The organism is Pseudomonas sp. FBCC-B1667 (assembly GCF_059133255.1).
In genome coordinates this window covers 3,655,632-3,678,803 of sequence record NZ_CP101437.1, presented here as the reverse complement: position 1 = coordinate 3,678,803, position 23,172 = coordinate 3,655,632, and the positions used below count along the sequence as shown (strand labels likewise).

The window sequence follows — 23,172 nt, the reverse complement described above, 5'->3', positions numbered from 1 at the left end:
GGGTGTCGCCTAAAACCATTAGTTAATGGTGGGTTAATGCGTTAATGAATTCAGTGCCGGGCATCGGTCGACCGAACAGATAACCTTGCAGGAAGTTCACGCCGTGGGCGGTCAGATAGTCTCTTTGTTCTTCGGTTTCCACGCCTTCGGCGACGATCCCCAGGTCGAGCTTGGCCGACAGTTCGATGATGGTATCCAGAATGTGTCGTGAAAGGGCATCGATGCCGATCATGGCCACGAAACTCTGGTCGATTTTCAAGAAGTCCACGTTGAACTGTCGCAGATAACCCAGGCTGGAATGCCCGGTACCAAAGTCGTCAATCGCGATCATCACGCCCAGTGCATGAAGTTGTTCAAAAAGCTCAAGCGTAATGGCGCTGGGCTTGATCAATTCACGCTCGGTGAGTTCCAGCACCAGGTAGATGGAACCGGGTGCAAAGGCGCTGAGAAACTCACGACAGTCCTTGACCAGTTCCAGGTCCTTGCAGTGGCTGGCGGTGATATTGATGCCGATGTGAAAGGGTTCGGAAAAAGACGACGAAACAGGTCCAAGCAGCTGTGCGGTCTGTCGCATCAGTGAGCGGGTCATGGGCACGATCAACCCTGAGTCTTCGGCGAACGGGATGAACAGATCGGGCCGTACCAGCCCTTCTTTAGGATGTTTCCAGCGCATCAACACTTCAGTGCCAGACCACTTCCGGGTATCGCCATGCACCACTGGCTGAAACCAGGGCACAAACTCCTCGGCTGCCAGGGCTCGCTGCATCTCGTGCGTAGGAGACCAGGAGCGCCGTTGCAAGACATATCCGATGGCGCCCGATGCCACGCCAAAAAAAATCAGCAAGCTGAACAGCGGTGGGTATTCGCTGGCCATGTAGCGCCAGTTTTCTCCCTTGGGGAAACCGGCTGCGACTGTAAAGGCATAGCGCGAGGACGTGAGTACGCTTTCAGCCAGGGGCAAGGCGGGCAAGGCGCCTTCGTGAACTTTGCCGTCGACGGACAACCAATTTGGCCCCACTTGCAACAGCAGTATTGTATCGCGACCTATCAGGCGCAACATGTTGGTCAAGTGGTAGCCGTCCAGCGTCGTCAGTGCGGCCCCTTTTCCCTCACTGGCGCGATACACCAGCACGGCAGTATCGGGGGTGACCGGGTTGCCATGCATGAGCCACAACTTGCCCTGCACAAAGTCGTCGCCGCTGACCTTCTGCTGCGAGTCACCGAACAACGAACTGCAATAGAGGTTGTCCTCCCACACCAGACTGGACGAACGCACAAACGGCCGGCGGGTGACCTGTTCACGCAGGGCCAATTTGACGTCGTCACAGTTTTTTCCAGCCAGCGGCAGCAACTCGTTCGCGGACTGCGCCGTATTGTCCAGCATCAGTTCGAACTGGCGCAGCGCTTCATCTGCCGTCACCCGGGTGCTGTGCTGAAGAACCCGTTCAGCCTGCAGATAGAGAATGCCAAAGCCCAACATCACGGGGAGCAATCCACACAGAAGGGTCACCATAATGCGGATGCGCAACGGGCGACGGCTTTTGGCACTCAGTGGCATTCGCGAAATCTCTCACACAGAAACAGGGCTCTCAACTGCGGGCAGGACGACAACACGCCTCCCATAAAGAGTTCAGGTAGTGGCCATGATAGTTGGCCATCGACACTTATGCCGCTCAACGCGGGTTCAGGCTTTGGGCCTGTTTGATAAAGGCTTGGGTGGCGGGGGATGACTGACGCTGGTCCAGCACGGCCAGCCCGACCTGGCGAATGACCGGGGGCGACAGCGGTTTTTTCACATAGTGACCGTTGAGGTTCTCGGGCAGGGAACTTTCAGCCACGACCGTCAACGCATCGCCACGGCTGACCGCGTCCAGCGTACTGAGCAATTGTGAGCAGCGGTATCGGATATTCGGTATGAGGCGCGCGGCGCTGAACAGCCGAGACACCAGCTCCGATGATCCTGCTTCAGTGAGCACGAACGGGTCGTTGCACAAGTCGCTCAAGCTCAGCCTGTCACGATCTGCCAGCGCGTGATCGGCGGGCAGCAGTGCGACCATCTGATCCTCCAGCAGCGCGAAGGTGTCGAAGCGCTCTTCAGGCAGCACCACAAAGCCGATATCGATTCGCCGCTCTTCAAGCCATTGAATCACTTGGCGGTCCGGGCCTTCGTCGATGTGAATTTCAATGCCCGGATGCGCGGCGCGGAAGTGTTGCAGGATAAGTGGCAGCAGCCGGATCGACGAGGTCGGGCCAAACGAACCAATGCGCAACGTGCCTCGCTTCATCCCGCGCGCATCGGCGGCTTCCTGGCGCAAGGTGTTGGCCAGCCCGAGCATCGACCGGGCGCGCAACAGCAGTTGTTGGCCGATATCGCTCAGCTCAACCTGCGATTGATGCCGCCGAAACAGTTCGACGCCAAGTTCTTGTTCCAGCGACTTGAGCGCGTGAGACACCGCTGACTGGGAAATCCCCAGGCGATTGGCCGCCGCCGTAAACCCGCGCAGCTCAGCGACCAGCGAGAAAATCTCGAGTTGAGTCAGGGTCATGAGCTTTTACTCATTTTACGATGATCGTTCATTAGTCGAATGATACGGCATCTTCCTTAGCCTGGCTTTGCCTCTCCATGACAATGTCCGCACAAACAACGACTTCGCACACTGCGGTGTATCTGAAACTTGCCGCCGTCACCATGATCTGGGGCGGGACGTTTGTTGCCGGACGCTTCCTGGTCGATAGCCTCAGCCCGTTGTTTGCCGCCAGCCTCAGGTTTTTGCTGGCCACGGCGGCGTTGCTGCTGTTTTTGCTGCTGGCCCGAATCCCGTTGATCCGGCCAAACCCGCGACAATGGATGCAACTGGCGCTGTTGGGGTTCTTCGGGATCTTCTTCTACAACGTGTGCTTCTTTTATGGTTTGCATTACATCAACGCCTCGCGAGCCTCGTTGATCGTTGCACTGAACCCGGCGGTGATTGGCCTCGCCTCATGGCTGCTGTTCAAGGAACGCTTGAGTCGGGCCAAAGTCTTCGGCATTGCGATCTGTATTGCCGGGGCGAGTGTGGTGATTGCCAGTCGCAATCCGCAATTATTGGCCGGTAATGCCGATGCCTGGATCGGTGACCTGCTGATTATCGGCTGCGTGCTCGGCTGGGGCATTTATTCGCTGTACTCCAAAGCGCTGAATCAGTCCTTGGGGCCAGTGCAGACGGTGACGTATTCGATTTTGCTGGGCACCGCGATGCTCTGGACGACCAGTGCGGTGCGCGGTGAATTGAGTGTGGACGCGCTGCTGAGCCTCGGTCCGCAACAATGGCTGAGTCTGATGTACCTCGGCATCTTGGGTTCTGCGCTGGCCTACATCGGTTATTACGACGGCATCCGCTAGATTGGCGCAACGCGCTCAGGGGTGTTCATTGCCTTGAACCCGCTGACCGCCGTCATCCTCGGCGCACTGTTGCTGGACGAGCCGTTGACCCTGGCGATGTGCCTTGGTGGCGTGCTGATTCTGGCGGGGATTTTCCTCTGTAATAAACCCCTTGCGCGAGTAGGGGAAAAGGGGATTTGATACGGAAGGCGGACAAACTGATTTACGCTGTGTAGAATCGGGTTACGCATACAATAATAAACGTCTTCTGGCAGCAGAAGCCTCGCCCGCAAGAGCCTTGGGTCGACAATGAAGAGTTTTGGGTTTCAATTGATCTACGGTGACTTCCTCGCCCGCAGCGTGCGGGGCATCTCCTGTGCGCCACCCGCCGGTCTCAGCATTGCTAGCAACTAACGTTCGTTAATTGATAAAAATGATGAGGCGCCAAAATGGCAGATTTATACGAAAACCCAATGGGCCTGATGGGCTTTGAATTCATCGAATTCGCATCGCCAACCCCGAACACCCTGGAGCCGATCTTCGAGATCATGGGCTTTACCAAGGTGGCGACCCACCGCTCCAAAGACGTGCACCTGTATCGCCAAGGCGCGATCAACCTGATCCTCAACAACGAACCGCACAGCGTAGCTTCGTACTTCGCGGCCGAACACGGCCCGTCGGTGTGCGGCATGGCATTCCGCGTCAAGGACTCGCAGCTCGCCTACAAGCGCGCACTGGAAATCGGCGCCCAGCCAATCCACATCGAAACCGGTCCGATGGAACTGAACCTGCCGGCGATCAAAGGCATTGGCGGCGCGCCGCTGTACCTGATCGACCGTTTCGGTGAGGGCAGCTCGATCTACGACATCGACTTCGTATTCATTGAGGGCGTGGATCGCAACCCGGTCGGTGCCGGCCTGAAAATCATCGACCACCTGACGCACAATGTGTATCGCGGTCGCATGGCCTATTGGGCCAACTTCTACGAGAAGCTGTTCAACTTCCGCGAAATTCGTTACTTCGACATCAAGGGCGAATACACCGGCCTGACCTCCAAGGCCATGACCGCGCCGGACGGCATGATCCGCATCCCGCTGAACGAAGAATCGTCCAAGGGCGCCGGGCAGATCGAAGAGTTCCTGATGCAGTTCAACGGCGAAGGCATCCAGCACGTTGCTTTCCTGTCCGATGACCTGATCAAGACCTGGGATCATCTGAAAAGCATCGGCATGCGCTTCATGACCGCGCCACCGGAAACCTATTACGAAATGCTCGAAGGCCGTTTGCCGAACCACGGCGAGCCGGTTGATCAACTGCAAGCGCGCGGGATTCTACTGGACGGTTCGTCCGAGTCGGGTGACAAGCGTCTGCTGCTGCAGATCTTCTCGGAAACCCTGATGGGGCCGGTGTTCTTCGAATTCATCCAGCGTAAAGGCGACGATGGTTTCGGCGAAGGCAACTTCAAGGCGCTGTTTGAATCGATCGAGCGTGACCAGGTTCGTCGTGGCGTGCTCGCCACCGAGTAACCCGCCACACCACTAAACCTGTAGGAGTGAGCCTGCTCGCGATAGCTGTCTTTCAGTCAACATTGATGTTGAATTTGAAGACGCTATCGCGAGCAGGCTCACTCCTGCATTTGTTTTGGGTAGGGCTTAAGGTCTGCGCTGTCGCACCAAATGCTTGCAGCCTTCGAACACCAACACCACCACCGCCAGCCAGATCGGAATATAGGTCAACCATTCCCCGGGCTTGATGCTCTCCCCAAGCAGCAACGCCACGCCCAGCAACAACACCGGTTCGACGTAACTCAACAACCCGAAAAGACTGAACGGCAACAAGCGGCTGGCGATGATGTAGACCACCAACGCCGACGCGCTGAGCACTCCCAGCATCGGGATCAACAGCGACAGCCACGGGTGTTGATCGAATACGCCGAAGCCTTGCTCGCCACTTTGCACAAACCAGAATGCCACCGGCAGCGTCAACGCCATGTCCAGCCACAGGCCGCCAAGGTTGTCCGAGGCCAGGCGTTTGCGCACGATGAAATAGGTGGGGTAGCCAATGCACACCAGCAACGTCGCCCAGGAAAAACCACCGACCTGATACACCTCATTGATCACGCCGAGGCAGGCCAGTACCACAGCGACTTTTTGCAGGTAGGACAGACGCTCGCCGTAGGCGATTCGCCCGGTCAGCACCATCGTCAATGGCAGCAGGAAATACCCCAGCGATACGTCCAGGCTGTAGCCGTTGAGCGGCGCCCACATGAACAGCCAGAGTTGAACGCCCAGCAGAGCAGAAGAGGCGATCAGCGCGGCGATCAATTTCGGGCTCGCCATGGCGCGCCGGACAATTTCGACCACGCGCGTCCACTCGCCGGACACCACCATGAACACAGTCATGCAGGGCACGGTCAGCAGCATGCGCCAGCCAAAAATTTCCACGCCGCTCAAGGGCGTGAGCAACGACGTGTAGTAGTACATGACGGCAAACAGCACCGAGGCTGAAACCGATAAAGCGATACCCTTAGACAAACTGCCCTCGCGAGGTTGAAGGTGAAACGGGGCGCAGAGGATACGTGGTTTTCGTATCAAATATTGTCTGATCGATCAACACGGTCCAAATGAGGGCGCGGGCTTGCGCGCGAAACCGGTTTCATCTTCAACAGTGATGTTGACTGATACACCGCCTTCGCGAGCAAGCCCGCTCCCACAGTGGTTGTGTGTTGATTCAGTGACGGGGTTTACGGCCCGACACAAAATGGCTCACATCATTAAACCCCGGCGTCGATGAATGCCCAGGCACCACCAGCGAATCAACAAACGCCTCGTCCTCAGCCGTAATCGTCACCACTTGCGCCTTGGTGTACGCGTCCCACTGTTCCTCGGTGCGCGGCCCGACAATCGCTGAAGTGACGGCGTTGTTGTTCAGCACCCAGGCAATCGCAAACTCGACAATCCCCACGCCACGTTCTTGCGTGTACTGCTGAATCTGCTGGGCAATGCGCAACGACTCAACCCGCCATTCGGTTTCAAGAATGCGTTTGTCGGCACGCCCGGCGCGGCTGTCGGCGTCCGGTTTGACGTCCGGTGCATATTTGCCACTGAGTACACCACGCGCCAACGGGCTGTATGGAACGACGCCGAGGCCATAGTTCTGGGCGGCTGTTATCTGCTCGGTCTCGGCCTGACGGTTGACGATGTTGTAGAGCGGCTGACTGATCACAGGGCGGTCGACGCCTAGCTGATCGGCCACTCTAATCACCTCGGCAATGCGCCAGCCACGGTAGTTGGACAAACCCCAATAACGAACCTTGCCCTGCCGAATCAGATCGCCGATGGCCGACACGGTCACTTCCAGCGGCGTGTTGTGGTCTTCGCGGTGCAGGTAATAGATGTCGAGGTAGTCGGTGCCCAAACGTGTGAGGCTGGCGTCGATGCCATTGAAGAGGTGTTTGCGGCTCAAGCCACTGCGGTTCGGCACACCGTCCACCGGACCGAAGCCGACCTTGGTCGCCAGCACCCATTCGTGGCGGTTACCGGCAATCGCTTCGCCGACGATCTCTTCGGAACGACCGCCCGTGTACACGTCGGCGGTGTCGATGAAATTGATGCCCTGGTCCCAGGCCTTGTCGATGATCCGCAGGGAATCTTCGGTGCTGGTCTGTTCGCCGAACATCATGGTGCCCAGGGTCAGGGTAGAGACCTGTAAACCCGAATGACCCAGCGTGCGATAGCTCATGAGGAAGTCCTTTTACCGGTGGAGAAAGGCCTCAATCAAATACCAGAACCGTTGTCGGGAGCAATCGGAATTATCCACGCAGTCCCCTGTAGGAGGCCTGTGGCGAGGGGGTGGTGGCAATAAACAGCAATACAGCTAACACAGCCTCAAGATGATCGTTCCCACGCGGAGCGTGGGAATGATCAGGGGCAGAGGCTTCGTTACACCCGCAACGTCCGCGTCATCCGCAGCGCCAGCAAGCTGCCACACACAATCACACCCGCCAGCAGATAAAGCGCCGCATCCGTCGAACCGGTGCTGTCCTTGACCCAACCCACCAGATAAGGGCTGAGGAAACCCGCCATCTGCCCCATGGAGTTGATCAACGCCAGACCACCCGCCGCCGCACCCGCACTCAGCAGCGCCGTCGGCACCGGCCAGAACATCGGCAGGCCGGTGAGGGCGCCCATGGTCGCGATGGTCAGGCCGAGGATCGCAATCGCCGGCGTCGTCGCGAAGTTCACCGCGATCAACAGTCCCACCGCGCCCATCAACATGGGCACCACCAAATGCCAGCGCCGCTCCTTGCGCAGGTCCGCCGAGCGGCCGACCAGCAACATGAACACCGCCGCCAACAGATACGGAATCGCACTCAACCAGCCGATCACCAGGTTATCGCTAAAACCCAGGTTCTTGATGATCGACGGCAGCCAGAAGTTGATCGCGTACACGCCGCTCTGGATGCAGAAGTAAATCAAACCGAACGCCCAGATCGCGGGGTTCTTGAAGACTGCCAACAGCGAGTCAGTGGTGGTTTGCGGTTTGTTCGCCAGGTCTTCAGCGTGATCCGCTTCCAGCACCGAGCGCTCGAACGGGGTCAGCCATTTGGCATTGGCGTAGCTGTCGCTCAGCAGGAAATAGGCGAGGGCGCCCAGAATCACGGTCGGAATGCCTTGCAACAGGAACATCCACTGCCAGCCGGCCAAGCCGCCCTGGCCTGCGCCAAAGTGGTTGAGGATCCAGCCGGAAAACGGGCTTCCGAGCAGGCCGGACACCGGGATCGCCGACATGAACAGCGCCATGATGCGGCCACGGCGAAAGGTCGGGAACCACTGCGAGAGGTACAGCACCACGCCTGGGAAGAACCCGGCTTCGGCTGCGCCAGTGAACAGGCGCAAGGTGTAGAACTCGGTCGGGGTGGTGACGAACAGCAGGCACGTCGAGAGCGTGCCCCAAACAATCATCATCAGCGCGATCCAGCGCCGAGGGCCGAATCGGGTCAGCGCCAGGTTGCTTGGCACACCACACAGCACGTAGCCGATGAAGAAGATTCCGGCGCCGAGGCCGTACACGGTTTCGCTGAATTTCAGGGCGTCGAGCATCTGCAGTTTGGCAAACCCGACGTTCACCCGGTCGAGGTAGTTGAACAGGTAGCAGATGAAAATGAAGGGGATCAAACGCAGGGTAATGCGTTTGTAGACGGCGTTTTTCTCGTCAACGATGGCCTGGGTAGCGGCGGCGCTCTGTGACATGGCGGCTCTCTCTTTATTATGATTTTTTGCGATGCAAGGGTAACGTTGATCGCCCAGAGAGTCTCGGCCACGCCCTGGGTGGTTGTCTTTGTGCCTGAGCACAGGGTTTGCGACCAAGGCCTGTGCGGGTGAACAACCCGACCCACCCCGTTTTCAAGGATCCCCGTTATGTTCGAACTCGATCACGACCTGGCCCAGGACATCGTCGACCGGGCAATGGCCATCCTGCCCTACAACGTCAACGTGATGGACAGCCAGGGATTGATTCTCGGCAGTGGCGAACCGGAGCGTATCAACACCCGCCACGAGGGCGCGCAACTGGTGCTGGCCAACGGTCGGGTGGTGGAAATAGACGCGCAAACCGCGATGCATCTCAAGGGCGTGCAGCCGGGAATCAACCTGCCGCTGCTGCTGGATGGGCGCTTGATCGGCGTGCTCGGCATTACCGGCGAGCCCGAGCCATTGCGCACCTACGCCGAGCTGGTGCGGATGACCGCCGAGATGCTGGTCGGCCAGCGTAACCAGCAGGCCGAGCAGCAATGGCGGCGTCAGCGTTGCGATGATTTGCTCGCGTTGCTGCTGAGCGAGGCGGGGGATGCGCCGCGATTACTCGATGAAGCGCAGCAATTAGGGCTCAAGCCGCAGATGACGCGAGTGCCTTATCTGTTTGAATTGGGCCTGGAGCACGGCCCGGCGCAAACCGTTGAAGCGTTGAGTGCATGGCTGAGCTCGCGTTACCCGGACAGTTGGTGCGTCAGTTCGGCGAAGTCGTCGTTGCTGTGGTGCCGGCCGGCCTCGCAATCGATTGAGAATGATCGGCTGCTGGAAAAGCTCGACGGCCTGGGCTGGAATATTCTTCGCATCGCCGTGGGTGGACAGGCTGATGGGTTGTCGGGGCTGCGGCGCTGCTACCGGCGGGTCGGCGATTTGCTGGCGTATGGGCGCGATGTATTGCCGCGTTCACGCTTGCTGACGCTGACTCGCTACCGATTGCCGGTGATGCTGTGGCGGCATCGCAACGACGATGCGCTGGATGAACTGCTCAAACCGCTGCGCAAAGTCATCGCAAAGGATGGTAACGGCCAACTGTTGGCGACACTGCGCAGTTGGTGTGATCACGATGGGCAGAGCCAGGCGTGCGCTGATGCGCTGGGGATTCATCGCAATAGCTTGCGGTATCGGATGGAGCGAATTGCCGAGTTGAGTGGGGTTGATCCGCTGAAACTGGACGGGATGCTTGCGCTGTATCTTGGCGTCCAGCTCCTGCCCCAAACTGACTGACCGAACACAAACCCTGTAGCAGCAGCCTCGCCGGCTCGACAGCTGCTACAACTCAGTGTGCAGCGGCGAGGTTTTGTGAAAATGAACAATAAACCCCACACCCACTTGTGCAGCGGACTGGCGTTATTGTCCCGGGCTACTGGCAGCATGGAGCGCATTGGAACTGGAGAATTCGCATGAAAATCGTCATCGCCCCCGATTCGTTCAAGGACAGCCTCAGCGCCCAAGGCGTGGCCGACGCCATTGCGTTGGGCCTCACCAATGTCTGGCCGGACGCGCAGTTGGTCAAATGCCCAATGGCGGACGGTGGCGAAGGCACGGTCGAATCGGTTCTGGCGGCGTGCGAAGGCGAACTGCGCCGCACGCGTGTGCGGGGTCCGCTCGGCGCTACCGTCAACGCCGCATGGGGCTGGCTGCCACACAACCACACTGCAATCATCGAAATGGCTGAGGCCAGCGGCCTGCAACTGGTCCCGCTGAACAAGCGCGATGCGTGCGTCAGCAGCACCTTTGGCACTGGCGAGCTGATTCGTGCGGCACTCGATGCCGGGGCGCAACGGGTGATCCTGGCAATTGGCGGCAGCGCCACTAACGATGGCGGTGCCGGGGCGATGCAAGCACTGGGCGTTAAGTGGCTGGATGCACAGGGACAAACCCTGGCGCCGGGCGGTTTGGCGTTGACGCAACTGGATCGAATTGATTTGAGCGAGATGGATTCGCGTTTGACTGGCGTGCGCTTCGACATCGCCGCCGACGTTAACAATCCGTTGTGCGGTCCGCACGGTGCTTCCGAGATCTTCGGCCCGCAAAAAGGCGCTTCACCCGAGCAAGTCCGACAACTGGATGACGCGCTGGGGCACTTTGCCGAGTTGTGCGCCCATGCGTTAGGTCACGACGTAAAGGACGAGCCGGGCAGTGGGGCGGCGGGCGGACTGGGATTTTCCGCCAAGGCTTTTCTTGGCGCGCAGTTCCAGGCCGGTGTGGACGTGGTTGCCGAATTGGTCGGCTTGGCGCAAGCGATGCAGGGCGCCGACCTGGTGATTACCGGCGAAGGACGATTCGATGCGCAGACCTTACGCGGCAAGACACCGTTCGGTGTGGCGCGGATTGCCCAACAATGCGGTGTGCCGGTGATCGTGATCGCGGGGACGTTGGGCGAGGGCTATCAGGCGTTGTATGAGCACGGCATCGATGCGGCGTTTGCCTTGGCCAGTGGGCCGATGACGCTGGAACAAGCATGCGTCGATGCACCACGGTTGTTGCAAGATCGTGCCAGCGACATCGCACGGGTCTGGCGAATAGCCAACGCCTGACGCAAAAACATGGCGCAGCTGTCGAGCCTGCGAGGCTGCGTCCAACTGCGCAGCAGTCGCAGGATTCAAAAAAGCACGACCGCTTCGCAGTCGGACGCAGCTTTCGCAACTGTTACAGGGAAACACTCGCCCCTTCGAAATATATTTCTCCAACCCGCGCAAAAATCCTCATCCCCGGCCGATACAGCCTATAGACGCTCACACCCCCGTTCGACAGTGGCGCCGAACTGAAGGTACGCACCCACGCCTCTTCAGTGATTTCCGGCAAGGATGCTCGTAGATTCAACCACCCGAGAATCCTCCTATGTCACTGCGTAATCTGAACATCGCGCCTCGCGCCTTCCTCGGTTTTGCTTTCATTGCCTTGCTCGTCATCGTGCTGGGTGTGTTTGCCGTGAACCGCATGTCGATCATCCGCCAGGCCTCCATTGATATGGAAAGCACGCAGCTACCCAGCGTGGGCTTTCTGGGCAACCTGACCGAAAATGTCTTGCGCCTGCGGATCCTGTCTTTTCGTGTGTTGACCAACCGTGAACCTGCCGCACTGCAGGAAGCCCAGACCCGCATCGGCGTGCTGATGGACAAGGTGCGCAATGCCCAGAACAGTTTTGCCGCCTTGCCCGCTCAACCGGAAGAGGCCGCGCTGTACAAAACGTTCACGGCCACGCTTGATAGCTACATGCAAGCGCAGAACCAGATGATGGAGCTGTCGCGGCAGAACCAGACTGACGAGATGCGCACCCTGATCAATACGCGGATCAAGGACGGCACCGACCTGATGGGCGAGCAGCTGAACAAACTGGTTGCCCTCAACAACGGTTATGCCAAAGCCGCCTCGGCCGAGGCTGGTGAGCACTACAACAGCGCAGTGACCGGCATCGTGGTTGTCGCGGTCATCGCGGCATTGTTGACCGTATTGCTCGCCTGGCTGCTGACCCGCAGCATCGTCACCCCGTTGAACCGCGCGGTGCAGGCGGCTGAAACCATCGCCGGCGGCAACCTGACCAACGCCATCGAGATTGACGGCAAGGACGAGCCGGCCCGTTTGCTCGGCGCCTTGGCCGCCATGCAAACCAACCTGCGCCAAACCATCGAACAGATCGCCGGTTCCGCCACGCAACTGGGCGCCGCCGCAGAAGAACTCAGCACGGTGACCGAGGAAGCCTCGCGCGGCCTGCAACAGCAAAACAACGAAATCGAACAAGCCGCCACCGCCGTCAACGAAATGACCGCCGCAGTGGAAGAAGTCGCGCGCAACGCGGTGTCGACTTCCGAAGCGTCCAGCCAGTCGACCCAAGCCGCTCGCGAAGGTCGTGATCGGGTGGTGGAAACTGTCAATGCGATCCAGACCATGACCCACGACGTGCAGAACACGTCGGTGATGATTGAAGGCCTGGCCGCACAGGGCCGCGACATCGGCAAAGTGCTGGACGTGATTCGTGCCATCGCTGAACAGACCAACCTCCTGGCGCTCAATGCCGCCATCGAAGCGGCCCGGGCCGGTGAAGCCGGACGCGGCTTTGCTGTGGTGGCAGACGAAGTCCGGGCCTTGGCCCATCGCACCGCACAATCGACCCAGGAAATCGAAAAAATGGTCGCCGGCATCCAGAACGGTACCGGTGAAGCGGTTTCGTCGATGCAGCAAAGCAATCAGCGCACCCAAAGCACCCTGGAAATGGCCCGGGCGGCCGGCGTGGCACTGGAGCAAATTACCCAGTCGATCCATTTGATCAACGAACGCAACCTGGTGATCGCCAGCGCCTCTGAAGAACAGGCGCAGGTGTCCCGCGAAGTCGACCGTAACCTGGTGAACATCCGCGACCTGGCCCTCCAGTCCGCCACCGGTGCCAACCAGACCAGCGTCGCCACCCATGAACTGTCGCGTCTGGCAGTGGATTTGAACGCGATGGTGGCGCGTTTCGTGATTTGAGATAGGGTGAAGGCTGGAAGTCCGTGCGCGACAGGAGAATCACATGCGCTATTCAGCCTTGACCCAACGTATCGCCGGCGACGGAGCGGCAGCGTGGCAGATTCATGACCGAGCGCTGGGCATGCGCGAGCAGGGCATTGATGTCCTGCTGCTGTCGATCGGCGACCCGGATTTCGACACGCCACAACCCATCGTCCAGGCCGCCATCGACAGCTTGCAGGCCGGCGACACTCATTATCCGGACGTGCGCGGCAGTCGAGGGCTGCGTAACAGCATCGCGCGACGCCATCGCCAGCGCAGTGGTCAAGCGGTGGATGGCGACCATGTGATCGTGTTTCCGGGGGCGCAATGCGCGGTGTATTCCATCGCGCAATGTCTGCTCGATCCGGGCGACGAAGTGATCGTCGCCGAACCGATGTACGTGACTTATGAAGCGGTGTTCGGTGCCTGTGCCGCCAAAGTGGTGCCTGTGGCGGTGCGCCCGGAGAACGGCTTTCGCGTCGCCCCGGCGGACGTCGCCGCACTGATTACGCCCAAAACCCGGGTCATTCTGCTCAACAGTCCCAACAATCCATCCGGCGCCAGTTTGCCGCTGTCTACCTGGCAAGCGCTCGCCGCGTTGTGCGTGCGTCATGACCTGTGGCTGATCAGCGATGAGGTCTACAGCGATTTGTTGTTCGAGGGGGAACACACCAGCCCGGCGAGCCTGCCGGGCATGGCCGAGCGCACTGCGACTATCAATAGCCTGTCCAAATCCCACGCCATGAGCGGCTGGCGGGTAGGCTGGGCGATTGGCCCCAAACCCATGGCCCAGCACTTGGTGAATCTGTCGTTGTGCATGCTGTTCGGGATTCCGGATTTCATTCAGAACGCGGCGCAATTGGCGCTGGATCAGGACCTGCCGGAAGTGGCGCTGATGCGCGAGGAATATCGTCAGCGTCGGGATCTGGTGTGCGCGCGCTTGAGCGGGTGCCCGGGTATCAAGCCGATCCGCCCGGATGGCGGCATGTTTGTGATGGTTGACGTGCGTCAGACCGGGCTGGGCGCGCAGGGGTTTGCCGAGCGGTTGCTCGACGGGTATGGCGTGTCGGTGCTGGCCGGTGAGGCCTTCGGGCCGAGTGCGGCGGGGCATATCCGGATCGGGTTGGTGGTGGATCAGGTGAAGCTGGCGGATGCGTGTCGGCGGATTGCGCGGTGTGCGGCTGACCTGCTGGAGGCGCGCAGAGCCTGAAACATATTCGGCGAGATTGATGGCCCCTTCGCGAGCAAGCCCGCTCCCACATTAATTTTGTGTCGTTCACAAATCAAATGTAGGAGCGGGCTTGCTCGCGAAGGCTGACTAACAAACGCCAAATGTCTTACGCCTGCCACACCGAGGCATTCACCAGATTCTTCGGTCGCTCTCCAGCCAACGCCATCAACAGATTATCCACCGCACACTCGGCCATTGCCTCCCGCGTTTCATGCGTCGCCGACCCCATATGCGGCGTCGCCACCACGTTATTCAACGTCATCAACGGCGAATCTGTCTGCAGCGGCTCACGCTCAAACACATCCAGCCCGGCCGCCCGAATCTGCCCTGTACGCAGCGCCTCGATCAGCGCCGCTTCGTCCACCACTTTGCCCCGGGAAATATTGATAAAAATACTTTCCGGGCGCATCAACGCGAACTCTTCCGTGCCGATCAGCCCTTCGGTTTCAGCCGTCAGCGGCAAGGTCAGGCAAATGAAATCAGCCTGCTGCAACAGCTCGGTCAGGCTGCGGTACTGCGCATTGAAGCGCGCTTCCACCGCCGGTTTTGGCGAATGGCTGTGATAGATCACCGGCATGCCAAACCCGAAATGCCCGCGCTGTGCCAAGGCTTCACCAATACGGCCCATGCCGATGATGCCCAGCGTCTTGCCATGCACATCGGTGCCGAAATGAACCGGGCCGATGTTGCGTTTCCATTGGCCGTTGCGAACCATGTTGGCCAGTTCCACCACACGCCGGGCAGTCGCCAGAATCAGCGCGAAACCAGTGTCCGCGGTGGTTTCAGTGAGTACATCCGGCGTGTTGCTCAGCAAGATGCGGCGCTCGGTGAGGTAATCGATGTCGTAATTGTCGACACCGACCGAGACGCTGGCGATGGCTTCGAGATTCGGCGCCAGATCCAATAACTGCGCGTCCAGTTTCAGGCTCGCGCCGAGCAAACCCTGGGCGCGGGGCAGGGCGTCGCGCAGTTGCGCGAGTCCCTCGGGGTTGAGGTTGTCGATCAGTGTCACCTCGGTGTGTTCATGCAGGCGAGTCATCAACAGCGGCGAGAGTTTCTTGTACAGCACAACCTGCTTTTTCATCGTCATCATCTCAACGTCAAATCAAGGGTGAGCAGCCGCTGGCCGTGGCGCAGCAGCCTTGGCCACGACGCGGTCACTGGCGCCGGGCTTGAGGAAAATCGTCAGCACCACCGACAGCATCAACGCGCCGCTCATCAGCAAATACGAAGCGCCGGGCGAGCCGGTGGAGCTGTTCAGGTAGCCGACCAGGTACGAGCCGCCAAACGAACCGAGCGCGCCCATGCTGTTGATCAATGCCATGGCACCGCCCGCGACGTTGGCCGGGAGGATTTCCGGAACGATGGCGAAAAACGGCCCGTACGGCGCATACATGCAGGCGCCGGCGATCACCAGCAAGGTGTAGGACCACCAGAAATGTTCGGCGCCCAAGGCGTATGAGCCGTAGAACGCGATGGAGGCGATCAGCAGCGGCGGCCAGACGAAGCGTTTGCGTTTCTGCAATTTGTCCGACCCCCAGGACACCAGCAACATGCCGATCACCGCCGCCAGATAGGGCAGCGCCGACAGCCAACCGGCCTCGATCATGTCCATCTGCGCGCCGGCCTTGAGGATCGACGGCAGCCACAGCACGAAGCCGTAAACGCCAATGCTCCAGCAGAAAAACTGCAACGCCAGGATGATCACCTTCGGCGAACGAAAGGCTTCGGCGTAGTTTTTCACCGCTTTGATGCCGACCTGTTCGGCGGCGAGGGCGCTTTCCAGGTCCTGCTTCTCTTGATCGGTGAGCCACTTGGCCTGGGCCGGACGATCATCCGCCAGGCGCCACCAGATAAACGCCCACAGCACCGCTGGCAACCCTTCGATGATGAACATCCAGCGCCAGCTGTAATGCTGCACCAGATAGCCCGACACCACCGACATCCAGAGCATGGTCACCGGGTTGCCGAGGATCAGGAAGGTGTTGGCCCGCGAGCGTTCGGCTCGAGTAAACCAATGGCACAAATAGACCAGCATCGCCGGCATGACAGCGGCTTCAACCACCCCAAGCATGAAGCGGATGACGACCAGCCAGTAGGCGTTGGAGACGATCCCGGTCAGCGTCGCGAGTGCGCCCCAGAGGATCAGGCTGACGAAAATCAGCTTCTTCACGCTGTGTTTCTGCGCGTAGATCGCGCCCGGTACCTGGAAGAAAAAGTAACCGAGGAAGAACAGTGCGCCGAGCATCGACGACAGGCCCGGCGTGATCATCAGGTCGGCGGCCATGCCCGAGGCAGCGGCGAAGCCATAGTTGGCGCGGTCCAGATACGCCAGGCTGTAGGTGATGAACACGATGGGCATGATGTACCACCAGCGGCGGGTGGCGAGTGAGGCGGTTTTCATGGGTGGTGCTCCTGAGCTTGTTGTTTTTGTCGCAGCAGGTAGTGACATCTTCAGTGACGTGGATCTAGGACGGACACAATTCCCCTGTGGGAGCGAGCCTGCTCGCGAAGGGGCCCTCACATTCAGCAGATAATTCCAGCCGGGTCGGCAACCCTTCCATATCCCCCCGACTCTGCACCGCACGGCTGCCAATCCAGTTGGCACGCCGCACCGCATCGGCGACGCTGTGGTTTTCCAGCAACGCACTGATCAGACCGACCGCAAAGCCGTCGCCAGCGCCGACCGTATCCACCACGGTTTGCACCGGCACACCCGCGACAAACCCCTGATCCAGCTGGGTGCGGTAATACGCCCCATGCGGGCCGAGTTTGATCGCCACCGCTTCAACACCCAGGTCCAGATAAAACGCCGCAATGTCTGCCGGGTCTTCAAACCCGGTCAGCAAGCGGCCTTCACTCAGCCCCGGGAGCACCCAATGGGCGAGGGCGGCGAGACGGTTGATTTCGGTAATCATCTGTTGCTCGCTGTCCCACAGGCTCGGGCGCAAGTTAGGGTCGAACGACACGCTGCGCCCGGCATTGCGCAGGCGGGTCATCAATTCGAAGGACATTTCCCGGGCAGACGCAGAAAGCGCCGGTGGAATGCCGGTGGCGTGCAAGTGCCGGGCGTTGAGCAATGACGGCGAGATCGATTGCACGGACAAGTGGCTGGCGGCCGAACCACGACGGAAATACTCGACTGCCGGATCGCTGCCATCGTCGGTACGGGACTTGAATTGAAAACCGGTCGGGTGTGCCGGGTCGATGGCGACGTTGCTGCAATCCAGGCCTTCTCTGCGCAGCGTATCGACGACAAATCGGCCCAATGAATCGGCGCCGACCCGACTCAGCCACGCCACATTAAAGCCAAGCCGTGAAAGACCAATCGCAACGTTGCTGTCCGCCCCGGCAATGCGTTTGTGGAACTGGCCAACCTTTGCCAGATCACCGCTTTGCTCGGCGACAAACATCGCCATGGTTTCGCCGAACGACAGGATATCGAACTCAGACATGAGCGCTCTCCAACCGGGATTGACCGAGGCGGGCGAGGGTGGCGACGTGCTCGGTGGTCAGTTGCACCAGATCATCGCCTTGCAGCGGATATTCCGCCGCCCGCATAACGCCTTGGGCCATGTGCCGCAGCAGGTGTTCCCACTCCTGCACGTCGCTGGCGGTGGGCGGGATGGCGACCAGTTTGCCGTCGGCCCGGCGGCTCACGGCTTTGCAATGCACGTAGCCGACGTGTCGACCGAGCAGCCGTGCGGCGCTGGCGGCGGATTGGTCCTGCCAGTGCCAGTTGCCGATGTCGAAGGTCATTTTGATCGGCACAGTGTGGTGTTCGACTTGGGTAAAAAAGCGCTGGAAGGGTTCGATACGGCCGCCGTGCAAGGTCTGGTCGTTTTCCACCAGTACCTGTACCGGGCTCTGGTCGAGGACGCGGCTGAGTGCCTGAAGATCATTGTTGTCGGTGAAGTACCCCAGTGAGACTTTCAGCCATTTGGCGCCGAACGCTTGGGCACGCGCCAGGGTCGCGGACAATTCGGGATTGGGTTTTGACTGACCGGCCAGCCACAGCTCTATTGGCGATGAATAGATGCTTTCCAGGCCCTGGGCGTGGCTGTTGTCGGCCAGTTGCAGCGGATTTTCATCGGTCAGCAGCTCTTCGCGCCATTCAATGCGCGTGGCGCCGGCGGCGGCCAGCACATCGATAAAACTGCCTTGGCCGCGTTGGCGCACAAGGTCTGCGCCGTAGCTGGACAGGCTGATGGAAACGGGCGGTGTGTTCATTGTTTTATACCTCTGAAACCGGTTTCATTTTTGTTCAAAAAAAATGCATGGCTGAATAGGGCGGTATTATTCGGGGCCTCTTCGCGAGCAGGCTCCACATCGGCGTGCGTTCATCTGTGGGAGCGGGCTTGCTCGCGAAGGGGCCATGACATTCACTGAAGATTCCCAAGAGTTGACCCCCGCACAATCAATCGCGCCGAAAAATCCAGTGTTCGCACCGCCCCGATATCCCCACGCAACCGCTTTAGCAGACACTCAAACGCGCTCGCGCCAATCTGCGCCGTCGGCTGGGCGAGGGCGGTAATACCGCTTCCCACCAACGGATACCAATCCAGCTCATCCAGCGCAATCAACCCGACGTCCGCAAACAAATTGCACTGCAACTCACGCAACGAATGCGTAGTGGCCAACGCCGCAATGCCATTGGCGCAAAACAGTGCTTTCGGGCCGGGGCCGGGAGTGTTCAAGAAGGTCTTGACGTGAGCAGTCAACTCGCTACCGGTTTCGACCACTGCACCGTTCAGCGCCAGGCGTTGCTCAATCTGCGTCTTGAAACTGCTGACCCGCTCGATCCGGGAGCTGGTGCCGTCAAACGGCTCGGTCACCATCAACACATCCCGATAACCGCGATCCTGCAAGTGGGTGAGGGCCATTTCCACGGCCGCCGGGTTATCCAGCCCTACCAGATCACTGTCCAACTGTTCGACCTTGCGATCCACCAGCACCATCGGCATCTCCCGATGCAACTCACGAAGTTCGTCGCGGTGATGACCCAGCGTGTTCACGATCAAGCCTTCGATGTTGTAGGAGCGCAGCAACGCCAGGTGCTGACGTTCCTGATCGTCATTCCGGTCGGTGTTACACACCACCAGGCTGTAGCCGTGCTGACGGCAGGCGGTTTCCACCCCGTGCATCACCGCAATTGAATAAGGATTGCGGATATCGGCCACCAGCATGCCGATCAGGCGGGTTCGTCCGCGTTTCAGGCCGCGTGCCATCTGGTTGGGGCGGTAGCCGAGTTCGGCAATGGCCTGCTCGATGCGCAAGGCGGTGGCATCTGAGAGCAGGGCGCGGTCCTCGCCTATGAAACGCGAGACGCTGGCCTTGGAGACACCAGCGTGTTCGGCGACGTCGAGCATGGTGACGCGGCTGCGCTGGGCGGCGGAGAAATCGTTCAAGGGGGACGACCTTTTTATTGGAGTTAACAGGTTCAGGTACATTGCACTGAAACCGGTTTCAGGAAACTCCATTAATGACCTTCCGTCAAGCCCAGCCGTACGTGCGCACAGCGCAAGAAAGGCTGACGTTCCGATGAACGGTCGAAAAACCTGTCAGATCTGACAGTAGGCATCCAGAAGATAAGCGGGTCTAATTTCTTCAGGGTTCACCCAACCGTTCTTAGCCGGAGAACAGCAAATGGCGTCGACAAATACCGGGATTGGTGTGTTTGCCCGAGCATTCACGGTGGAGGGCGTAGATCCAAACGATCCCACGGCGCAGTTGCCAGCCGATGCATCAACCAATGGTGTAAACCTGAACATCCCTCTGTGGGACGCGCCATCCGTTGAGATCGGCAACAGCGACTTGTTGGAAATCTGGGTGCTGGAACCGGGTGTTGCGGTTGAAACGCTTTTCTACAGCAATCGATTTCCGGTCCCGATCACCCTCCCGGCACGGTTCCACCTGCCGGCCCAATACCTGAAACGTGAAGGCGAAATCAGCCTTCGGTACCGGGTGACGTCGGGAGATACTGGCAACGAGGACTCAGCGTTGCCACAACGATTCACCTTGAAAGTTCAAATACCGATCAATCTGTTAGAACCGGTGTTCCCCAACGCCACATTGTGGGGGTATTTAAATTGCAATACGGTCCCGCCCATGTGGGAGGAAATTCGGGTTCGTATCCCGCCACAAGCGGGCAAGTTCAAACGCGGCGACCAGTGTTTCCTGGATTGGGAGTCTTTCGAGAGTTTGAATGCAATCGGCGCCATCCCGAACACCGCCACGCGTTTTACCAAGACCTTAACGGCTGAACAAGCGGTCAGTGGTTTCGACTTTGTTCTCAAACGGTATGACAGGCTCATTAGGCCCATTACTAAGGGGCTCGGTTCGGCCTTGGTCAGTTATTCGCTTTATCGTGATGGTATTCCACAGGGGAAGTCCGCTGCGGGCTTGGTCAAAATTGATCGCGTTAATTCAGGGAGTCCAACGTTTTGCGGTCCGTGATGCATTGAAAGAGCAACAAGGTGCAAGTGTTTAACGTTTAACAGCGTTTTAATCTTAAAGACGTCAATGCCGGATTGTCGGAGCATGCAGCCAGCAGTCGCGCGGTTCTCCATCGGGCAATTACGTGTGCGTGCCAATGATTGAACTTATTGATGGAGAGTGCGAAATGAATATGCAAGTTAAAACAGGTGGTGGGGTTCTGGCTTTACCACCGACCATTGTTGGCAAACTAACGGATGGCCGCCTGACTTATCAGCAACTCAGGGTGGACAGAAAAATAACAGTGCAATTAGCCGATATTGACGACAAAAGCCCGGATGGCGCCGCCAAAATTGAACTTCATCTTTTCCCGAAAGGTGAAGCCCCTGTCGAATTCGATCCCACCTATGTTGTCGCTACCCTGCTCAAAGCCGATCAGCCCGGAGGGAACTGGACATTCCCGATCGATTTCGTAATTGCGACCACGACGCTGATCGATAAGTTCGATATTAACGGTGATTACGCGCCTTACGAATTGGCATTCATCATTTACGATGCCTTTGATAACGTCGATACATCGAGTCCGTTCGCCGAAGCCCTGGTCGACTTGACTGCGCCTTACCAACCGCAACCCGGCAGAGGCAACGGCACGGGCTCACGCCCGCTGTCCGTAGTGCTGACAGGCGTACCTGCCATTATCGACGACGCCTGGTTGAACAACCCGGCTAACGCAGGTGGCCTGAATCTGACCATTCCCACCGGTTATACAAAATTTGAAGCGGGCAACGACAGGGTCAACTATTTTCTCTCTACGCAAACCACCTTTCCATTGATGCAAGGCGAAGGGGCAGCGGTTTCCGATTTTCCCCTGCCAGTCGGTGGCCTGATCAACATTCCGTTAGCGTATTTGAGTACCTTGGCCGAGGGCTCTTACTTTTCTTCCTACAATCTCACCGACTTACCGGGCAATATCAGCAATAACGCTAACATCACCAACGCATTCAGAAGGGTCAAGACACCGGCGCCCGTCCTCGAAGCGCCAACCATCCTGGGTCGTACACCGATTACCTTTGTGTCGCTCACAGCACCGAACAAAGTCACTGTTGAAATCAAACATCCCCTTAATTCGTTACCCGGTGACCGGATCATTCCGTACATCACTTCCGACCCGGCGGGTGGGCCTATTATGTTGCCGGAGCAATCCATTCCAGCCACCGGCACCGGCCCACTGTTGTTCGACGTGGACTACGACGTCTGGGCTCAGGTTTTTGGAGATGCGAACGGGGCCGAGGAGGTGGAGTTCGAGTGTTGGTATGAATTGAGTCGCCCGACTATCGCGGTCAATCCCGTTTCGCCGTCCACCTTTGGCGTGATCAACTTTTCGTACGCCGGACCGGAACAACCCAACTTGCCGGACCTGGAAAACCCAAACATTCCACCTGTGGTGATCCAGGGCGCCGGCACACCGGCACCAGCCCCCAACACCCTTGGCCCAGCTCAGGCGGGCTTGGCTGCAGCCATGAACTGGCCTGTGTGGATCGACCCGAATCGACCGGTAACAGGCCGTGAAATCGTCAAATTCTACTACCAGGGCAAACTGGTGGGTGGTCCGACCCCCGTGCGTGTTGGCGATACAACGGTTACCACCAACTTGCCGTGGGCGACGATTCTGGCTGAAGGCAACGGTACTGGCGCTACTGCCCGTGAGGCGTACATCACTGTCGAATACCCTGGCAGTGACAACGTGATGAAACAGCTGATCACCACCAAAGTGGATGTGACTGCGATTGTGATCAATCTGCCGGTGGCACAAATTATTGTGTCTGCCTTCAGGACGGCAACCACGTTGGTGCCGGAGCGTGTCGCGACCAGCATTAACTGTCCAAGCCTCAACCACCCGACGGTGGTGAATGGTCCCATGCCGCCTTATCAGCAGCGCCAGCTACGGATCAGGATCCGCCGCGATGTCAACATCCCGACGGGTGCCATGGTCAATCTGGATTTTGAAGGCCGGGCGACCAACGCGGTGGGCGGGGTTGCCATCGCAGGCACACAAATTCTCGCTTCGTCGCCGATGCCGGAGAGCGGTGACCTGGAATTCAGGCTGACGGACTACACGGCAATCAGAACGATCCAGTTGCCAAGCCCCAGCGTGGGTCAACGTCCAACTATTCGCTTTGCGCGAATTGCTTACACCGTCAACGGGATTGTGTCCGAGACCATCGTGCCCGTGGCGCTGTTGAACTCGAGCCTGGTGTATTGCGAGCAAGAGCGTCCTGAGGTTACTTAATTGAACTTCAAGTAAAACTTCCTACTGATGGAGGCGGCATTAGTTGTCGTCTCCCTCA

At 58.9% G+C, this 23,172-nt stretch carries 17 protein-coding genes and 2 pseudogenes; 9 read left to right on the top strand and 10 right to left on the bottom strand.

What is annotated here, in order from left to right:
- Positions 1–22: 22 nt before the first annotated feature.
- Positions 23–1,558: an EAL domain-containing protein gene (locus NL116_RS16735; protein WP_494373148.1), complete on the bottom strand. Its 1,536-nt coding sequence runs from the start codon at positions 1,556–1,558 to the stop codon at positions 23–25.
- Between the two features lie 115 nt (positions 1,559–1,673).
- On the bottom strand, positions 1,674–2,546 hold the full coding sequence (locus tag NL116_RS16730; RefSeq protein ID WP_494373147.1) for a LysR family transcriptional regulator: 873 nt from the start codon (positions 2,544–2,546) through the stop codon (positions 1,674–1,676).
- 77 nt (positions 2,547–2,623) lie between these two features.
- Here NL116_RS16730 and NL116_RS16725 point away from each other — a divergent pair.
- Both NL116_RS16725 and hppD read left to right on the top strand, forming a co-directional pair.
- Positions 2,624–3,562, top strand: a pseudogene (locus NL116_RS16725) (DMT family transporter).
- Positions 3,563–3,810: 248 nt separating this feature from the next.
- Complete coding sequence (gene hppD, locus NL116_RS16720; RefSeq protein WP_494373146.1) at positions 3,811–4,887, top strand: 4-hydroxyphenylpyruvate dioxygenase; 1,077 nt, start codon at positions 3,811–3,813, stop codon at positions 4,885–4,887.
- 126 nt (positions 4,888–5,013) lie between these two features.
- On the opposite strand, the gene rarD is transcribed toward hppD, so the two are convergent.
- The 3 genes from rarD to NL116_RS16705 all read right to left on the bottom strand — a co-directional run bounded on the left by rarD (position 5,014) and on the right by NL116_RS16705 (position 8,613).
- Positions 5,014–5,895 carry an EamA family transporter RarD gene (rarD, locus tag NL116_RS16715; RefSeq protein WP_494373145.1) on the bottom strand — a complete coding sequence of 294 codons (882 nt, stop codon included), beginning with the start codon at positions 5,893–5,895 and terminating at the stop codon, positions 5,014–5,016.
- A gap of 196 nt (positions 5,896–6,091) precedes the next feature.
- A complete protein-coding gene (locus NL116_RS16710) occupies positions 6,092–7,102 on the bottom strand; it encodes an aldo/keto reductase (protein ID WP_494373144.1) in 1,011 nt (336 codons plus the stop codon).
- A gap of 200 nt (positions 7,103–7,302) precedes the next feature.
- Positions 7,303–8,613 carry an MFS transporter gene (locus tag NL116_RS16705; RefSeq protein ID WP_494373143.1) on the bottom strand — a complete coding sequence of 437 codons (1,311 nt, stop codon included), beginning with the start codon at positions 8,611–8,613 and terminating at the stop codon, positions 7,303–7,305.
- Between the two features lie 168 nt (positions 8,614–8,781).
- Between NL116_RS16705 and NL116_RS16700 the strand changes: the two genes are divergently transcribed.
- The 5 genes and pseudogenes from NL116_RS16700 to NL116_RS16680 all read left to right on the top strand — a co-directional run bounded on the left by NL116_RS16700 (position 8,782) and on the right by NL116_RS16680 (position 14,368).
- Positions 8,782–9,894 (top strand): sugar diacid recognition domain-containing protein, encoded by a 1,113-nt coding sequence (locus tag NL116_RS16700; RefSeq protein WP_494373142.1) that lies wholly within the window; start codon positions 8,782–8,784, stop codon positions 9,892–9,894.
- 176 nt (positions 9,895–10,070) lie between these two features.
- Positions 10,071–11,207: a glycerate kinase gene (locus NL116_RS16695; protein WP_494373141.1), complete on the top strand. Its 1,137-nt coding sequence runs from the start codon at positions 10,071–10,073 to the stop codon at positions 11,205–11,207.
- 304 nt (positions 11,208–11,511) lie between these two features.
- Positions 11,512–12,234, top strand: a pseudogene (locus tag NL116_RS16690) (MCP four helix bundle domain-containing protein); the annotation flags it as partial.
- 39 nt (positions 12,235–12,273) lie between these two features.
- On the top strand, positions 12,274–13,137 hold the full coding sequence (locus NL116_RS16685) for a methyl-accepting chemotaxis protein (protein ID WP_494378077.1): 864 nt from the start codon (positions 12,274–12,276) through the stop codon (positions 13,135–13,137).
- A gap of 43 nt (positions 13,138–13,180) precedes the next feature.
- Positions 13,181–14,368, top strand: a complete 1,188-nt coding sequence (locus NL116_RS16680; protein ID WP_494373140.1) for a pyridoxal phosphate-dependent aminotransferase — start codon at positions 13,181–13,183, stop codon at positions 14,366–14,368.
- A gap of 127 nt (positions 14,369–14,495) precedes the next feature.
- On the opposite strand, the gene NL116_RS16675 is transcribed toward NL116_RS16680, so the two are convergent.
- The 5 genes from NL116_RS16675 to NL116_RS16655 form a co-directional block, all read right to left on the bottom strand.
- A complete protein-coding gene (locus NL116_RS16675) occupies positions 14,496–15,473 on the bottom strand; it encodes an NAD(P)-dependent oxidoreductase (protein ID WP_494373139.1) in 978 nt (325 codons plus the stop codon).
- 21 nt (positions 15,474–15,494) lie between these two features.
- Positions 15,495–16,793 (bottom strand): MFS transporter, encoded by a 1,299-nt coding sequence (locus tag NL116_RS16670; RefSeq protein WP_494373138.1) that lies wholly within the window; start codon positions 16,791–16,793, stop codon positions 15,495–15,497.
- A gap of 64 nt (positions 16,794–16,857) precedes the next feature.
- Positions 16,858–17,844, bottom strand: coding sequence for a sugar kinase (locus NL116_RS16665; RefSeq protein ID WP_494373137.1), 987 nt, complete (start codon positions 17,842–17,844; stop codon positions 16,858–16,860).
- Complete coding sequence (locus NL116_RS16660; protein ID WP_494373136.1) at positions 17,837–18,619, bottom strand: sugar phosphate isomerase/epimerase family protein; 783 nt, start codon at positions 18,617–18,619, stop codon at positions 17,837–17,839. Before NL116_RS16660 ends, NL116_RS16665 begins: the two co-directional genes overlap by 8 nt.
- Positions 18,620–18,771: 152 nt before the next feature.
- A complete protein-coding gene (locus NL116_RS16655) occupies positions 18,772–19,797 on the bottom strand; it encodes a LacI family DNA-binding transcriptional regulator (protein ID WP_494373135.1) in 1,026 nt (341 codons plus the stop codon).
- 238 nt (positions 19,798–20,035) lie between these two features.
- Between NL116_RS16655 and NL116_RS16650 the strand changes: the two genes are divergently transcribed.
- Entirely contained in the window at positions 20,036–20,845 is an 810-nt protein-coding gene (locus tag NL116_RS16650; RefSeq protein ID WP_494373134.1) for a hypothetical protein, read from the top strand.
- A gap of 166 nt (positions 20,846–21,011) precedes the next feature.
- Positions 21,012–23,114 (top strand): hypothetical protein, encoded by a 2,103-nt coding sequence (locus NL116_RS16645; RefSeq protein WP_494373133.1) that lies wholly within the window; start codon positions 21,012–21,014, stop codon positions 23,112–23,114.
- The last annotated feature ends 58 nt before the right edge of the window (positions 23,115–23,172 follow it).

What these genes read in the sequence shown, in the direction of transcription:
- NL116_RS16685 (WP_494378077.1), top strand. Translation starts at nt 12,274, where the DNA reads ATGCAAACCAACCTGCGCCAAACCATCGAACAGATCGCCGGTTCCGCC.
- hppD (WP_494373146.1), top strand. Translation starts at nt 3,811, where the DNA reads ATGGCAGATTTATACGAAAACCCAATGGGCCTGATGGGCTTTGAATTC.
- NL116_RS16735 (WP_494373148.1), bottom strand. Translation starts at nt 1,558, where the DNA reads ATGCCACTGAGTGCCAAAAGCCGTCGCCCGTTGCGCATCCGCATTATG.
- NL116_RS16705 (WP_494373143.1), bottom strand. Translation starts at nt 8,613, where the DNA reads ATGTCACAGAGCGCCGCCGCTACCCAGGCCATCGTTGACGAGAAAAAC.
- NL116_RS16650 (WP_494373134.1), top strand. Translation starts at nt 20,036, where the DNA reads ATGGCGTCGACAAATACCGGGATTGGTGTGTTTGCCCGAGCATTCACG.
- NL116_RS16660 (WP_494373136.1), bottom strand. Translation starts at nt 18,619, where the DNA reads ATGAACACACCGCCCGTTTCCATCAGCCTGTCCAGCTACGGCGCAGAC.
- NL116_RS16710 (WP_494373144.1), bottom strand. Translation starts at nt 7,102, where the DNA reads ATGAGCTATCGCACGCTGGGTCATTCGGGTTTACAGGTCTCTACCCTG.
- NL116_RS16730 (WP_494373147.1), bottom strand. Translation starts at nt 2,546, where the DNA reads ATGACCCTGACTCAACTCGAGATTTTCTCGCTGGTCGCTGAGCTGCGC.
- NL116_RS16680 (WP_494373140.1), top strand. Translation starts at nt 13,181, where the DNA reads ATGCGCTATTCAGCCTTGACCCAACGTATCGCCGGCGACGGAGCGGCA.
- NL116_RS16670 (WP_494373138.1), bottom strand. Translation starts at nt 16,793, where the DNA reads ATGAAAACCGCCTCACTCGCCACCCGCCGCTGGTGGTACATCATGCCC.
- NL116_RS16675 (WP_494373139.1), bottom strand. Translation starts at nt 15,473, where the DNA reads ATGAAAAAGCAGGTTGTGCTGTACAAGAAACTCTCGCCGCTGTTGATG.
- NL116_RS16645 (WP_494373133.1), top strand. Translation starts at nt 21,012, where the DNA reads ATGAATATGCAAGTTAAAACAGGTGGTGGGGTTCTGGCTTTACCACCG.
- NL116_RS16695 (WP_494373141.1), top strand. Translation starts at nt 10,071, where the DNA reads ATGAAAATCGTCATCGCCCCCGATTCGTTCAAGGACAGCCTCAGCGCC.
- NL116_RS16665 (WP_494373137.1), bottom strand. Translation starts at nt 17,844, where the DNA reads ATGTCTGAGTTCGATATCCTGTCGTTCGGCGAAACCATGGCGATGTTT.
- NL116_RS16700 (WP_494373142.1), top strand. Translation starts at nt 8,782, where the DNA reads ATGTTCGAACTCGATCACGACCTGGCCCAGGACATCGTCGACCGGGCA.